14 protein-coding genes are annotated in these 14387 nt (G+C 69.0%); 4 read left to right on the top strand and 10 right to left on the bottom strand.

Annotated features, from left to right (window positions below; translation table 11 throughout):
* Positions 1 to 277: 277 nt before the first annotated feature.
* The 3 genes from QUV35_RS10125 to tsaB all read right to left on the bottom strand — a co-directional run bounded on the left by QUV35_RS10125 (position 278) and on the right by tsaB (position 2507).
* Complete coding sequence (locus QUV35_RS10125) at positions 278 to 1090, bottom strand: uracil-DNA glycosylase (RefSeq protein WP_300873293.1); 813 nt, start codon at positions 1088 to 1090, stop codon at positions 278 to 280.
* Positions 1087 to 1581, bottom strand: coding sequence for a ribosomal protein S18-alanine N-acetyltransferase (gene rimI / locus QUV35_RS10120; RefSeq protein ID WP_300873299.1), 495 nt, complete (start codon positions 1579 to 1581; stop codon positions 1087 to 1089). Before rimI ends, QUV35_RS10125 begins: the two co-directional genes overlap by 4 nt.
* A gap of 137 nt (positions 1582 to 1718) precedes the next feature.
* Entirely contained in the window at positions 1719 to 2507 is a 789-nt protein-coding gene (tsaB, locus tag QUV35_RS10115) for a tRNA (adenosine(37)-N6)-threonylcarbamoyltransferase complex dimerization subunit type 1 TsaB (protein WP_300873291.1), read from the bottom strand.
* A 96-nt stretch (positions 2508 to 2603) separates the two neighbouring features.
* Between tsaB and dacB the strand changes: the two genes are divergently transcribed.
* The gene (gene dacB, locus QUV35_RS10110; protein WP_300873289.1) at positions 2604 to 4109 is read left to right on the top strand and encodes a D-alanyl-D-alanine carboxypeptidase/D-alanyl-D-alanine-endopeptidase; all 1506 of its coding nucleotides are present in this window, start codon (positions 2604 to 2606) and stop codon (positions 4107 to 4109) included.
* Positions 4110 to 4121: 12 nt separating this feature from the next.
* The gene (locus tag QUV35_RS10105; protein WP_300873287.1) at positions 4122 to 4385 is read left to right on the top strand and encodes a SemiSWEET transporter; all 264 of its coding nucleotides are present in this window, start codon (positions 4122 to 4124) and stop codon (positions 4383 to 4385) included.
* Between the two features lie 15 nt (positions 4386 to 4400).
* Here QUV35_RS10105 and QUV35_RS10100 read toward each other — a convergent pair whose 3' ends face one another.
* From QUV35_RS10100 to purE, 3 genes are read right to left on the bottom strand one after another with little or no spacing between them, the layout of a single operon-like run.
* Positions 4401 to 5414, bottom strand: coding sequence for an L-threonylcarbamoyladenylate synthase (locus tag QUV35_RS10100; RefSeq protein WP_300873285.1), 1014 nt, complete (start codon positions 5412 to 5414; stop codon positions 4401 to 4403).
* 7 nt (positions 5415 to 5421) lie between these two features.
* Complete coding sequence (locus tag QUV35_RS10095) at positions 5422 to 6660, bottom strand: 5-(carboxyamino)imidazole ribonucleotide synthase (protein ID WP_300873283.1); 1239 nt, start codon at positions 6658 to 6660, stop codon at positions 5422 to 5424.
* Between the two features lie 9 nt (positions 6661 to 6669).
* The gene (gene purE, locus QUV35_RS10090) at positions 6670 to 7158 is read right to left on the bottom strand and encodes a 5-(carboxyamino)imidazole ribonucleotide mutase (protein WP_300873281.1); all 489 of its coding nucleotides are present in this window, start codon (positions 7156 to 7158) and stop codon (positions 6670 to 6672) included.
* Positions 7159 to 7305: 147 nt separating this feature from the next.
* On the opposite strand from purE, the gene trxA reads away from it, so the two are divergent.
* Positions 7306 to 8214 (top strand): thioredoxin, encoded by a 909-nt coding sequence (gene trxA, locus QUV35_RS10085; protein WP_300873278.1) that lies wholly within the window; start codon positions 7306 to 7308, stop codon positions 8212 to 8214.
* 200 nt (positions 8215 to 8414) lie between these two features.
* Here trxA and QUV35_RS10080 read toward each other — a convergent pair whose 3' ends face one another.
* The 3 genes from QUV35_RS10080 to QUV35_RS10070 form a co-directional block, all read right to left on the bottom strand.
* On the bottom strand, positions 8415 to 9323 hold the full coding sequence (locus tag QUV35_RS10080; protein WP_300873276.1) for a phosphoribosylaminoimidazolesuccinocarboxamide synthase: 909 nt from the start codon (positions 9321 to 9323) through the stop codon (positions 8415 to 8417).
* 107 nt (positions 9324 to 9430) lie between these two features.
* Entirely contained in the window at positions 9431 to 10441 is a 1011-nt protein-coding gene (locus QUV35_RS10075) for a tripartite tricarboxylate transporter substrate binding protein (RefSeq protein WP_300873274.1), read from the bottom strand.
* A gap of 67 nt (positions 10442 to 10508) precedes the next feature.
* Complete coding sequence (locus QUV35_RS10070; RefSeq protein WP_300873272.1) at positions 10509 to 12197, bottom strand: long-chain fatty acid--CoA ligase; 1689 nt, start codon at positions 12195 to 12197, stop codon at positions 10509 to 10511.
* A gap of 223 nt (positions 12198 to 12420) precedes the next feature.
* On the opposite strand from QUV35_RS10070, the gene QUV35_RS10065 reads away from it, so the two are divergent.
* The gene (locus tag QUV35_RS10065; RefSeq protein WP_300873269.1) at positions 12421 to 13248 is read left to right on the top strand and encodes an IclR family transcriptional regulator; all 828 of its coding nucleotides are present in this window, start codon (positions 12421 to 12423) and stop codon (positions 13246 to 13248) included.
* 55 nt (positions 13249 to 13303) lie between these two features.
* Here QUV35_RS10065 and fba read toward each other — a convergent pair whose 3' ends face one another.
* Positions 13304 to 14368 carry a class II fructose-bisphosphate aldolase gene (gene fba / locus QUV35_RS10060; RefSeq protein WP_300873267.1) on the bottom strand — a complete coding sequence of 355 codons (1065 nt, stop codon included), beginning with the start codon at positions 14366 to 14368 and terminating at the stop codon, positions 13304 to 13306.
* Between the last annotated feature and the right edge of the window lie 19 nt (positions 14369 to 14387).

Here is a 14387-nt window from a genome sequence, read left to right as displayed (position 1 = left end):
GCTTCGCTGGCCTTCACGCCATCGGGAACTACGCGGGGTTTTGAACACCATCCCTGAGCGGAGTGTCTCAAGTGTATCGGTCAGGCGCAATGCTTCCGGGTCGATCCTGTAATGAGTGGTAATGCATCACACGGTACGCGGAAGTGCCGACGTTGACAGCCACAGGCCAGATACCCGGATTTGTATTCTTCCGCAGCAGCAAGCCGCCGAAAAAGAATGCACCGCTCGCCAAACGGCAACATGGAGGCGGCGGAAGGCGCTGTGGGCGGGTCTTGCCTCAGGCCCGATGTGCCATCGCCAGGCACAGGTCCGCCCAGGCCTTGCCCTTGTCGGTGGGCGTTCGCAGCAGGTAGGCGGGGTGGTAGGTGACGATCACCGGCACACCTTCGTAGTGGTGCACCTGACCGCGCAGCCGGCCGATCGGCTCGCTGGTCTTGAGCAGGGCCTGCACCGCGAAGCGGCCCATGGCCACGATCACCCTGGGCTGGACCAGGGCCACCTGGCGCGCCAGGTAGGGCTCGCAGCGGGCCACTTCGTCGGGCAACGGGTTGCGGTTGGCCGGTGGGCGGCACTTGAGCACGTTGGTGATGAACACCCCTTCGGCTCCCCGACCGGATCGGTGGCGGCCCACGGCCTTGAGCATGTTGTCAAGCAACTGGCCGGCGGCGCCCACGAAGGCTTCTCCCTGCAGGTCTTCGTTTTCCCCGGGCGCCTCGCCCACCACCATCCAGTCGGCCTGTGTGTCGCCGGTGCCGAACACGGTCTGGGTGCGTCCCTGGCACAGCCCGCAGGCCTGGCAGCCCGCCACGGCTTCGCGCAGGGCGGGCCAGTCGAGGGTGGCGACAGGGCTGGGGGGCTGCGGCTGGGCGCCTGGCGCCGGCGCGGCCGTGGGTGCCGGCAGCGCTGGCGGCCGGGGGGCGGTGGCGACCGGGCTTGCGCCGGTCGGGCGCACGGTCGCCACCGGTTCGGCCGGGACCGCATTCGCCGGCGCCGGCCTGGGGGCCCAGACCCGCACGCCCATTTCGGCCAGCATGGCGCGCTGGCGCGCGTCGAGGTCGGGCACGAACGAGGTGTCGGTCTCGAGGTTCATGGGGTGGGTCCCCCGGCAGCCGGCGCCAGGCGCAGGCTCATCACCACCGCGTCTTCGCGCTGGAAATGGCCCGCCGGGTAGTAGCCCTTGCGCAGGCCCACCTGGGCAAAGCCGCAGCGTTCATACAAGGCGCGCGCCGGCGCATTGCCCTGGCGCACTTCCAGCCACAGCCACTGCGCGCCCTGGCCGCGCGACCACAGCCCCAGCGCATCGAGCATGAAGCGAGCCCAGCCCTGGCGCTGGTGGGCGGTGGCCACGGTGATGTTGAGCAGGTGCACTTCGTCCACCCCCGGCATGGCCACGAGGTAGCCCAGCAGCACGCGCCCGTCGGCACGCGGTGGATGAACCACCTCACCCGGCAACGGTTGCGACAGCAGCAGGATGGCGGGGTAGCCGGCCTTGAGCGAGTCGTGGAAGTGGCGCCTCGACCAGGGATGGGCGTAGGCCTGCGATTCCACGGCATGCACCGAGTCGAGGTCGGACTCGAGCATGGGTTCGAACACGATCCGGCGCTCGGGATGCGACACCGAGCGCGGCGGTGTCAGCGGTTCGGTGGGCGCGGGCCACAGACCGCTGGCCCAGGCGGGCAGGGCGTTGCGCGGTGCTGCGTCGGCTGGCGTGGAGGTGCTCATGTGCCAGCCTCCGCAGCCAGACGGATGCCCTCGCGCTCCGCCGTGGTCTGAGCCACCTTGTCGCGCACATACAGCGGCAAGGCGTCTTGCGCCGCCACCGCGTGGCCCGCGGCCAACAGGCCCGGCGCCAGGCGCAGCAAGGCAGCAGCGGTGGGCAGTGCTGGCAGGTGCTGGCCGCCGAGCGCATTCAGCGCTTCGATCTCGAACACGTTGCCGGTGAGCAGCCGCTCTCCAGGGGGCAGGTCTTGCAGCCAGGCCGGCAGGTCGGCCGGCGTGCACAGGCGCGGTGGCGCCAGCGGCGTCAGCCCGGCAGCGCCCTGGGCGTGGCAGGCGTAGGGCGCCACATAGAGTTCTCCCATGCGGGCATCGAGCAGCGCCACGATCACCTGCGGCATGGGCCGGCCGGCGTCTGTCTGTGCCTGTCGGGCCTCTTCGGCCAGGGCCAGCAGGGTGTCCACCGGCAGCACCGGCAATCCACCGGGGCGGCCCGGGCCTTGCGCGCCATAGGCCAGCCCCTGGGCCACCGAACACGCGGTGCGCAAGCCGGTGAACGAGCCCGGTCCGCGCCCGAACACCACCGCATTCAGCGTGTCCAGTGACCAGCCGGCCTCATCGAGCAGGCCGCGAACCATGGGCAGCAGCGTGCCCGAGGCCTGCGCACCGCCCGGGCCACTGCGTTGCCAGAGCGCTGCGCCGGGTTCGCCCGAACCCAGCGCCACGGAAAGTGCATCGGTGCTGGTTTCAAGGGCCAGCAGACGAAGGCTGTGCGGGGGTGAAAAGGACATCGCCAGATTATCGGCCAGCGTGCCGGTGGTCAGTCCTGCGGTCCATCGAAGCAGGGTATGTCGCAGCGGGCGCAGTGCCGTTTCATAATGAAACGCATGTCCCTGCCCCGCCCCCTGTTCACGCTGCTGGCCACGCTGGTGGTTGCCTTGCCCGCCTGTGCCCAGCTGCCCGGCGAGTACGGCGCCCTGCCACCCACGGTGGTGGCCGCCCTCAAACGGGCGCAGGTGCCGCCGAGTGCCTTGTCGGCGCTGGTGGTCTCGGCCGACAACCGGGCTGAAGAGCGGCTGCGTTTTCGCGCCAGCGTGCCGGTCAACCCGGCTTCGGTGATGAAGCTGGTGACGACCTACGCCGCCATCGACCTGCTGGGGGCCGACTACACCTGGAACACCCGCTTCTACACCGACGGCACGATCGACCAGGGTGTGCTGCGCGGCAACCTGTATGTGCGCGGCGACGGCGACCCGAAGTTCGTGCTCGAGCGCATCCAGGGGGCTTTCTGGGCCTTGCAGGACAAAGGCGTTCGTGTGGTGCTGGGCGACATCGTGCTCGACCACAGTGCCTTCGAGATCGCCGCCACCGACCCGGGTGCGTTCGATGGCGAGGCCTTGCGGCCCTACAACGCCACGCCCGATGCGCTGCTGGTCAACTTCAAGTCGGTGGTGCTCACGTTCCAGCCCGACCGCGCCAGCGGCGTGGCCCACGTGGTCAGCGAGCCGCCCATGGCCGGGCTCACCATCGATGCCTCGGTGCCGCTGGCGGGTGCGGGCACGCGCTGCGGCGACTGGCGCAGCGGCCTGCGGACCCGCTTCGATGACGCCAACACCATCCGCTTCGAGGGCCGGTATCCGCCAAGCTGTGGTGAACTCAAGTGGCCGGTTGCCTACCAGGACCCGGCCAGTTACGCTGCCCGCGCCATGGAAGGTCTGTGGCGCGCCAGCGGCGGCGCCATCACCGGCCACGCCCGCCCGGGCCTCACGCCGCCGGGCGCCACCCTGCTGCACGAAGCGGCGTCGCTGCCGCTCTCGGAGATCATCACCGACGTCAACCAGTGGAGCAACAACGTGATGGCGCAACAGGTGTACCTCACGCTGGGCCGGCTGGTGCCCACGCCGGCGCCGCAGCCGGTGATGACGCAAGGATCCGCCGACCGCCTCATTCCCATGCGTCCGGCGCGCTTCGAGCGTTCGCGGGAGGTGGTTGAAAACTGGTGGAAGCGCACCTTCGGCATCCGCAGCGCGCTGCCGGTGATGGACAACGGCTCGGGGCTTTCGCGTGAAGAGCGCATCTCGCCCGAAGCACTGGCCAACCTGTTGCGCCATGCCAGCCGCCACCCGCAGGGCGAACAGTTCGCCAGCTCGCTGTCGGTGGCCGGTGTCAACGGCACGGCCGCCCGCATGGCGCGTGCGCCCGGCAGCGCCGCGCGTGGAAACGCCCTGCTCAAGACCGGCACGCTCAAGGACGTGACAGGCATCGCCGGTTATGTGAACGCCGCCAATGGCGCGCGTTACGTGGTGGTCGGCTTCGTGAACCACCCCAATGCGCCGGCGGCCCGCCCGGCGCTCGAAGCGCTGGTGGAGTGGACCGCCTCGCAGCCGGACTGAGGGAGCCGACAGATGCAGCTCGGTGACGCCATCGGTTTCAGTGCCGCCTTCCTCACCACGGCCAGCTTCGTGCCGCAGGTCTGGCACACCTTCCGCACCCGCGATGTGAGCGGCATCTCGCTGGCCATGTACTGCGCGTTCACGCTCGGGGTGGCGCTGTGGCTGGTCTACGGCCTGAGCCTCGGAGCCTGGCCGTTGGTGGTGGCCAACACCATCACGCTGATGCTGGCGCTGGCCATCCTGGTGATGAAGCTGCGCTACGGACGCCTGCCGTGATCCTGACCGGGGTCCTCAGGCGGCGGCGCGCACCAGCCGGTCGCGCACGCCGTCCCAGCCGGGTTCTTCGGGCGGCGTTTCCACCCAGATCAGGCGAACGCCGGTGGCGTCGAGTTCGCGCAGCACGGCGAACAGTTCCTGTGCGCTGCGGGTGGCCTCGGAGGGCATGCGGCGCACCTGCACGCCGCGCGCGGCCTTGATGGGTGAACGGGCGTACACCGCAATGTGGCGAGCGTCTGTGCCCAGCACATCCAGGGCGGCCTGCAGGGGCTTGGCGTCCATCAGCCGCACCTTGGCGCGTGGTGCGTAGTGCGACTCCAGCGTGCCCGAGGCGCGTGGTGCGGCCTGGTCGCGCTCGCGCAGAGGCTGCCTGCACACCGCCTCGATCTGCGCGGCGCTGATCATGCCGGGGCGCAGCAGCACCGGGTGCGAGCGCGTGGCGTCGACGATGGTGGACTCGATGCCCACCGGGCAGGCGCCACCATCGAGGATCAGCAGCTCGGCATCCGGCAGCGCGGCAAATTCCTCGACCACGTGTGCAGCGGTGGTCGGGCTCACGCGGCCGAAGCGGTTGGCGCTGGGGGCGGCCACGCCGCTCACCCCGTGAGCCGCGGCCGCCGCGAGCAGCGCCTGCGCCACCGGATGGGCCGGGCAGCGCAGGCCCACCGAGTCCTGTCCACCCGCGGCCACGGCGGCCACACCCTCCCGGCGCGGCAGGATCAGCGTGAGCGGGCCGGGCCAGAAGGCCTGCATGAGCGACAACGCGAAGGCCGGCACGTCGCGCGCGTAATGGTCAACGCCGTCGCGCCAGCCTTGCGCGCCGGTGCCGGGTGCCAGGTGAACGATCAGCGGGTGATCGGCCGGGCGGCCCTTGGCGTCGAAGATGCGGTGCACCGCAGTGGCGTTGTCGGCGTCGGCCGCGAGGCCATACACGGTTTCGGTGGGCATGCCCACCAGCGAGCCCGCCTTCAGCCGCAGTGCCGCCTGCTCCACGGCGGACGCATCGGCGGCATTCAGCAACAGCGGCATGGAAGGGTCAGGCGTCCAGCGGGGGCAGCCCCAGCAGCCGCAAGGCCTCGGCTGCGGTGGCACGCACCTCGCCCACCGTGGGTGCGGTGATGTTGAGGTGACCCATCTTGCGCCCGGGGCGTGCGCTCAGCTTGCCGTAGAGATGCAGGTGGGTGCCGGGCAGGGCCAGCACCTGTGCCCAGGGCGGCGACACGCCGCGTTCGTTCACCTTTTCGCGCACGGCATTGGGCGCAAACCACAGGTCGCCCAGCAGGTTGACCATGATGGCGGGGCTGTGCTGGCGCGGCGTGGGCAGCGGCAGGCCGGCGAGGGTGCGCACCTGCGCTTCGAATTGCGAGATGTCGCAGGCGTCCTGTGTGTAGTGGCCGCTGTTGTGCGGGCGCGGCGCCATCTCGTTGACGATCAGGTCCACGCCGCCCTCGGCGGTGTCGACGAGGAAGTACTCCACGCACAGCACACCCACGTAGTTGAGGTGGTTGGCCAGGGCCACCGTGCTGGCCTGCGCGCGCGCGGCCAGGGCCGGGTCCAGCGCCCCTTCATGGACCTCGGTGATCGCCAGGATGCCGTCGTGGTGCGTGTTCTTCTGCACCGGAAAGCTCACGGTCTGGCCGTCTGCGCCGCGCGCCACGATCACCGAGCATTCACCGCGCAGCGGCATGCGTTTTTCGAGCACGCAAGGCACCTTGTTCAGGCCAGCCCAGGCGGCGGCCAGCTCTTCGCGCGTGGACACGCGCACCTGGCCCTTGCCGTCGTAGCCCAGGCGCGCGGTTTTCAGGATGCCGGGCAGCAGATCGGCCGGCGCGGCGGCCAGCAGCGCGTCGGTGGTGATGGCGGCGTACGGCGCCGGGAAGACGCCGCTCAGGGGCGCGCACTGCACGAAATGCGCCTTCTCCTTGATGCGGTCCTGCGCCACCGCCACGCAGCTGGCCGAGGGCGCCACCGGGCGATGGGCGCCGAGCGTGACCAGCGCGGGCGAGGGCACGTTCTCGAATTCGGTGGTGATGGCTTCGCAGCGTTGCATCAGCTGCGCCAGACCCTGTTCGTCATCAAAGGGCGTCTGGATGTGGAAATGGCTGATCAGGCCGGCCGGGCTGGCCGGATCGGGGTCGAGCACGGCGGTGAAGTAACCCATGGCCTGCGCCGCCTGCACGAACATGCGCCCGAGCTGCCCGCCGCCCATGACGCCGAGCGTGGTCTGCTGGCCGGTGGGCGAGGTGCTGCCGGGGAGGATGGTCTTGAGGCTCATGGGGTGGTGTCACAGGGGAAGGGTCATGCCGCGGGCGGCGGCGGTCTGCTGGGTGCGGAAGGCTTCGAGCTTCGCGCGCAGGGCGGGGTCTTCGTTGGCCAGCATGGCCACGGCGAACAGGGCCGCGTTGGCCGCGCCCGCCGCGCCGATGGCGAAGGTGGCCACCGGCACGCCCTTGGGCATCTGCACGATGCTGTGCAGCGAGTCCACACCGCTCAGGTGCTTGCTGGCCACCGGCACGCCGAGCACCGGCACCACCGTCTTGGCCGCCAGCATGCCCGGCAGGTGGGCAGCGCCGCCGGCCCCGGCGATGATGCATTTCATGCCCCGCCCGGCCGCGCTTTCGGCGTAGCTGAACATGTCGTCGGGCATGCGGTGCGCCGACACCACGCGGGCGTCGAAGGCGATGCCGAATTCCTGCAGGATCTGCACGGCGTGCTGCATGGTGTCCCAGTCGCTGCTGGAGCCCATGACCACGCCCACCTGGATGGGGTTCATGTTGTGCCTTTGGCCGATGCGCCCGCAAGGGGCGTTGCCCGGTGGCGCGCATGAACGTGCATGCGCTCTCCGGTAAAGTGTCGATTTTACGGTTCGCGTCCACGGCGCCGGCCGCTTCGCACCGCATCCCCTTCAGGCCTCCCCCTCATGATCAACGTCACCATTGCAAATTTCGAAGCCGAGGTCATCGAGGCTTCGCACCACACCCCTGTGCTGGTCGATTTCTGGGCCCCCTGGTGCGGCCCCTGCAAAGTCATCGGGCCGCTGCTGGAGAAGGTTGAGGCGGCCTACGCCGGTCGCTTCAAGCTGGTCAAGATCGACTCCGACCAGGAGCAGCAACTGGCCGCGGCGTTCGGCATCCGCAGCATCCCCACCTGCGTGCTGCTCATGAACGGTCAGCCGGTCGACGGCTTCATGGGCGCGCTGCCCGAAGGCCAGATCAAGGAGTTTCTCGACAAGCACCTGCCTGCCGCCAACGAGCTGGAAGCGGTGGCGGTGGAAGAGGAAGCCATGGAGGCCATCGCCGAAGGCGACCTGGAAGGCGCGCTGGAGAAGCTGCAGGAGGCGGTGAAGACCGATCCGAACAACGACGACGCACGCTTCGATCTGGTCAAGCTGCAGCTCGAGCTCGGCCTGGATGACGACGCCAAGGTGGCGTTCGCCCCCGTGATCGCCAAGGCGGCCGCGGTGCGCCGTCTCGACTCGCTGCAGCGCTGGATGGCCGCGCGCGATGCCAACGCCGACGTGGCCGATCCTCAGGCCCGCGCGGCCGAACTGCAGGCGGCCATTGCCACCAGCAAACGCGACTTTGCATCGCGCTTTGCGCTGGCCCAGCTGCTCATGGCGCACGGCCAGTGGGTGCCGGCCATGGACGAGCTGCTGGAGATCCTGATGCGCGACAAGGCCTGGAGCGAAGACCTCGCGCGCAAGACCTTCATCGCCATCCTGGACATCATCGAGCCGCCCAAGCCCAAGGTGGCCGAAGGCCAGGTGCCGCCGGAAGACCCGACGGTGGCGACCTACCGGCGGCGCTTGTCGAGTGTTGTGCTGAGCTGAGAAAACACCGTGCGCTGCGCGCGCACGTCCTTTCGCAGGACCCGAACCAGCCCCGTTCGCCTTGAGGCGACACAACCCCGTTCGCCCTGAGCCTGTCGAAGGGCTCACCCATACCTTGGTGTGCAAGGGCTTCGACAAGCTCAGCCCGAACGGAGGGGGATCGGCCCCAACGGAGATGGCTCGGCCCGAGCGGAGATGGCTCAGCCCATGAGGCGGCTGAGGGCTTCCTGGTACTTTGCTGCCGTCTTCTCGATCACGTCCTTGGGCAGGCGCGGCGCTGGGGGTGTCTTGTCCCAGGGCTTGCCGCCCACTTGCGCGGTCTCCAGCCAGTCGCGCAGGAACTGCTTGTCGTAGCTCGGCGGGTTCTGCCCGACCACATAGCTCTCGGCTGGCCAGTAGCGTGAGCTGTCGGGCGTGAGCACCTCGTCCATGAGCACCAGCTGGCCGGCCTTGTCCAGGCCGAACTCGAACTTGGTGTCGGCAATGATGATGCCCTTGAGCCGTGCCATTTCGGCCGCGGCCTTGTAGAGCGCAATCGACACGTCGCGGATCTGCGCGGCCAGCTCGGGGCCGATCATGGCCACGGTTTGTTCGAAGGTGATGTTCTCGTCGTGCTCGCCCATCTCGGCCTTGGCCGCGGGCGTGTAGATCGGCTCGGGCAGTTTGGAGGCGTTCTGCAGGCCGGCGGGCAGCTTCACGCCGCACACGGCCTGGTTGTCCTGGTATTCCTTCCAGCCACTGCCGGCGAGATACCCGCGCACCACGGCTTCGACCGGGATCGGTTTGAGGCGCTGCACCAGCATCGAACGGCCGGTGACCTGGGGCCTTTCTGCCGCCGACACCACGCTCTCGGGCGCCTCGCCGGTCAGGTGGATCGGGCAGATGTTCAGGCCGTTCGGGCCGAGCTTGTCGAACCAGAACAGCGAAAGCCGGGTGAGCAGCTCGCCCTTGCCGGGGATGGGCTCGCCCATGATCACGTCGAAGGCGCTGATGCGGTCGCTCGCCACCATCAGGATGCGGTCGTCGCCCACGGCGTAGTTGTCGCGCACCTTGCCGCGCGCCAGCAAGGGCAGGGAGGTGAGGGCCGAGGTGTGCAGGGCAGGGGTCATGGTCGGATCAGGAAAAGGCAGGACAAGAAAAAAGCCCGTTGAACAGCCAACGGGCTTTGAACCATTCCGGGGGATTATCGCAAGTTGGCGGTCCCCCGGGTCACCGCTTATTTCGCTGCCAGCCCCAGGCGCTCGATCAGGGCCTTGTCCTTGGTGAAGGTCTCGGCTGCCCACTGGCGATACTCGTCGCCGTTGCGGTACCACATGGCCTGGTTGAGCTGGCCCAGGACTTCCAGGTGCCGGGGTTCGTCCATGGCTTTCTTGAAGGCGTCGTGCAGCGTCTTCATGATGGCCGGGTCCATGCCCTTGGGGCCCACCAGGCCGTAAGGCGAACTCGACACCACGTTGTAGCCCAGGTCCATCGCGGTGGGCACGTCGGGCCAGCGCTTGGTGCGCTGGTCACCGAAGGTCACCAGCAGGCGCATTTCGCCGCTGTCGACAAACTTGTCCCAGCCGGTCGCGTCGCTCTGTGCCATCACATGGCCACCGAGCAGGGCCGACTGCAGGTCGGCATTGCCCTTGAACGGCACATGGGTGAACTGCACCTTGGCGTTGCCCGCCAGCTCTTCCATCAGCAGGTGCGGGCTGCTGCCGGTGCCGGTGGAGCCGTAGTTGATCATGCCGGGCTGCTTGCGGGCGGCCTCCACATAGTCCTTGAAGGTCTTGTAGGGCGAGTCGGCCTTCACCGTGAGGCCGAAGGTGTAGCCCGAGACGCCGATGATGTAGCTGAAGTCGGTCAGCGGGTTCCAGTTGGCTTTCTGCATGTGCGGCAGGCGCAACATGCCCAGCGGGAACTGCGCGATGGTGTAGCCGTCGGGCTTGGCGGTCTGGGCCATGGTGCTCGGACCCAGGGTGCCGCCGGCACCCGGCTTGTTTTCGATCACGATGGGCTGGCCCAGGTGTTTGGACGCGAGTTCGGCCAGGGTGCGCAGGTGGCGATCGGTCGAGCCGCCGGCGGGCCACGGAATGATCAGCGTGACCGGGCGGGTCGGGTAGGCCTGGGCTTGTGCGTTCGCAACGCTCCAGGGTGCCACGCCGGCAGCCGCCGTGGCGGTGACCGCGGCCAGCAGCATCGCGCGGCGGCGCTGCGATGGGGGTGTCGATGTCGTGTTCTTCATGCTTGTCTCCTTCGGGGGAAATGCCGGTCTGGCGGTGGTGGTGGCGCGGTGTGCGCCATGGAGTTGCTCAAGGGGGAGGGGTGGCGGCGTCCAGCGCGGCCTGCTGTTCCTGCAGTTCGCGCCACATCACCTTGCCGCTGCCCGAGCGGGGCAGCGCCTCCACGAATTCCACGCTGCGCGGGCTCTTGTAGGCGGCCATGTGGCCGTGCGCCCAGTCGATCACGTCCTGCGCGCTCACCTGCCCGCGGTGTTCGGGTCGCAGCACGACCAGTGCCTTCACGCTCTCGCCGCGCCGGGCATCGCGCACGCCGATCACGCAGGCTTCCTGGATGGCCGGGTGGTGGTACATGAGCGCTTCCACCTCGGCCGGCCAGACCTTGAAGCCGCTGGCATTGATCATGCGTTTGAGGCGGTCGGTCATGAAGAAGTAGCCTTCTTCGTCCACGTGGCCGAGGTCGCCGGTGCGCAGGAAGCGCTGGCCGTTGATGGTCACGAAGGCCTCTTGCGTGGCCGCCGGGTTGCGCCAGTAGCCCTGCATCACCTGCGGGCCGTGCACCACGATCTCGCCGGTCTCGCCGGCGGGCAGTTCGGCCAGGGTGTCGGGGTCGACCACGAGCGCGCGCACGTCGAACACCGGCAGGCCCAGGCACTGGCGCTTGGGGCGGTGCGTCGGGTTGATGTGGGTGGCGGCCATGGTTTCGGACATGCCGTAGCCCTCGATGTAGTCCTGCCCGGTGAGGGTCTTGAGGCGCGCGGCCAGTGCCTCGGGCATCGCCGCGCCGCCGCCGCGCACGCAGCTCAGGCTGGAGAGGTCGAAGCGCTCCAGCCTCGGGTGGGCGAGGAAGTCGATCACCATGGTGGAGATGGCCTGCCACATGGTCACGCGGTAGCGCTGCATGCAGACCGCAGCGACCTCACGGTCCCAGCGGGCGAGCACCACGATGGTGGCGCCCACATGGAGCGGCCCGTTCAGGCTGCCGGTGAGGCCGGTGACATGGAAGAACGGCAGCACCGAGAGGCAGACCGCGTCCTGCGAGGTGCCGAACCAGCGCACACCGCCCACCAGCGTGCTCATCACGCTGCGGTGGGTGTGCATGCAGCCCTTGGGCAGGCCGGTGGTGCCCGAGGTGTAGGGCATGGCGCACAGGTCGTCCGGGCCGGTGGCCAAGGGCCCGGGGATGCGTCCCGGGCCGATCGCATCGGCCCAGGCCACCAGGCCGGGACCTTCGAGAGGCTGGCGCGGCGCCGCCACGAAGTCGGGCACCGCCAGGTCGGTGGGCACGCGCAGGTGGTCGCTGTAGGTGGCCACGACCGCATGGCGCAGACCGTCGCCCTCGGGCTCGAGCAGCGGGCGCAGTTGCGCCAGCAGGTCCTGCGCCACCAGGGCCACCTGCGCGCCGCTGTCGGTCAGGCAGTGGCGCAGTTCCTCGGTGCGGTTCATCGGGTTCACCGGCACCACCACCGCGCCGGCGCGCAGGATGGCATAGAAGGCCAGCGCCCACTGCGGGCTGTTCTGCATGCACAGCAGCACCCGGTCGCCCGACTGCACGCCGCAGACCTGCTGCAGGTGGCCGGCCAGGCACTCGGTCTCGCGCAGGAACTGCGCGTAGCTCAGCGCCGTGTCGTAGAACACGATGAAGGCTTTGTCGGGGTAGCGCCGGGCCGACACCTCCAGGTTGTAGAAGACATGGGTCTGCGGCAGCGTGAGGTGCTGCGGCAGGCCGGGCGGCCAGTGGGCCGGTGGGGGAGTCGTCATGCCGATGGAGGGAGCGCAGGGGTTTGATCAATTCCGCTTGGCGGAAAACGACAGTCGGACATTCAATATACGGCGCAGCGGCTGCCCCTGTAAATGCGGATCGGCACACATCAGGGAAAGCGAGCATGGGTTTCATGCCGGAACACCTGCAGAATTCCGTTCTGCGGAATACAAGCCGAAGGCCCGGACCGGATATTCCGGTCTGCAGAAAAAGGAGCCCGCCATGGGACGCCATCGCCATTCACCCCCTGCGCCCCTGGCCGAGTCAGACCCGGCCGACGACCGGCGCTTTGTCACCGCACTGGCGCGCGGGCTCACCGTGCTGCGCTGCTTCAGCCCGGCCGACCGCTGGCTGGCTCACCAGGAACTCGCCCGGCGCACCGGCCTGCCGCAGGCCACCGTCTCGCGCCTCACCTTCACGCTCACCAGCCTGGGTTATCTGCGGCACCGCCCGGCCAGCGGCGAGTACGCGCTGAGCCCGGCGGTGCTGTCGCTGGGCTTCAGCGTGCTGTCCAACTTCGAGGTCGGGCGCATTGCACGGCCGTTCATGGAAACGCTGGCCGAGCACACGCAGGCGGCGGTCTCGCTGGGCGTGCGGCACGACACCTCGGTGGTCTATGTGGCCCACTGCCGCAGCACGGCGCGCCTGATCCTGGGGCTGGATGTGGGCACCCGCCTGCCGTTCGCCGAAACGGCCATGGGCCGCGCGATCTGGTGCGCGGCCTCGCCGGGCCTGCGGGCCACGGTGGGGCGGCGCCTGCAGGCGCAAGACCCGGGGCTGTGGCCTGCGCGCGAAGCCGGGCTGCACCGCGCCGAGGTCGAGTGCGCCCGGCGCGGCTATGCGGTGTCGGCCTCGGAGTGGGAAAGCGAGATCGCCGCCATCGGCGTGGGCCTGGATCTCGGCGATGGCCGCGAGCCGCTGGCGCTCACCGTGGGCGGCCCGGCTGCGCGACTGCAGGGCGCCTTGCTGCACGAGGACTTCGGCCCGGCGCTGGTGACGACCGGGCGCGAGATCGTGGCCGCGATCCAGGCAGCGGGTTGGGAGGATTGAATGAAAAACGCCACCCGAAGGTGGCGTTTGCAAGGGCGCTTGAGGCGGGAACCGGTCAGTGCACCACCTGGGCCAGTTCGCCCTTGGCGTATTTGGCGGCCACCACCTGAAGGCTTTCGCCCTTGATCTTGCCGGCCTGGCCTTCGCAGCCGAATTCGATGTAGCGCTGCTTGCAGATCGCCTTGGCGGCTTCTCGGGCGGGCTTGAGCCATTCGCGGGCATCGAACTTCTCGGGGTTCTCGGCCAGGAACTTGCGCACCGCGGCCGTCATGGCCAGTCGGATGTCGGTGTCGATGTTGATCTTGCGCACGCCGAACTGGATCGCCTTCTGGATCTCTTCCACCGGCACGCCGTAGGTTTCCTTGATCTTGCCGCCGTACTGGTTGATCACCGCCAGCAGGTCCTGCGGCACCGAGCTGGAGCCGTGCATCACCAGGTGGGTGTTGGGCAGGCGGCGGTTGATTTCCTGGATGCGGTCGATCGCCAGGATGTCGCCGGTGGGCTTGCGGGTGAACTTGTAGGCGCCGTGGCTGGTGCCGATGGCAATGGCCAGCGCATCGAGCTGGGTGCGCTTGACGAAGTCGGCTGCCTGCTCGGGGTCGGTCAGCAGCTGTTCGCGCGTCATCACCGCGTCGGTGCCATGGCCGTCTTCCTTGTCGCCCTGCATGGTCTCCAGGCTGCCCAGGCAGCCGAGTTCGCCTTCCACCGTCACGCCCAGCTTGTGGGCCATGTCCACCACCCGGCGGGTGACGTCCACGTTGTACTCGTAGCTGGCGATCGTCTTGCCGTCACCTTCCAGGCTGCCGTCCATCATCACCGAGCTGAAGCCCAGGTCGATCGCGCCCCGGCACACGTCGGGGTTCTGCCCGTGGTCCTGGTGCATGACCAGGGGGATGTGCGGATACGACTCCACCGCGGCCTGGATCAGGTGCTTGATGAAGGGCTCGCCGGCGTACTTGCGGGCTCCGGCGCTGGCCTGCAGGATCACCGGCGCGCCGGTTTCGTGGGCGGCGGCCATGACGGCCTGGACCTGTTCGAGGTTGTTGACGTTGAACGCTGGAATGCCATAGCCGTGGACGGCGGCATGGTCGAGCAGTTCGCGCATGGAAACGAGCGCCATGAGAATCCCTTCAGTCAGT

Origin of the sequence: Hydrogenophaga sp. (assembly GCF_030373225.1) — a bacterium.
Taxonomy (GTDB): domain Bacteria; phylum Pseudomonadota; class Gammaproteobacteria; order Burkholderiales; family Burkholderiaceae_C; genus Hydrogenophaga.
The sequence above is the reverse complement of the archived record's forward strand: the minus strand, read 5'-3'. Positions and strand labels throughout refer to the sequence as shown.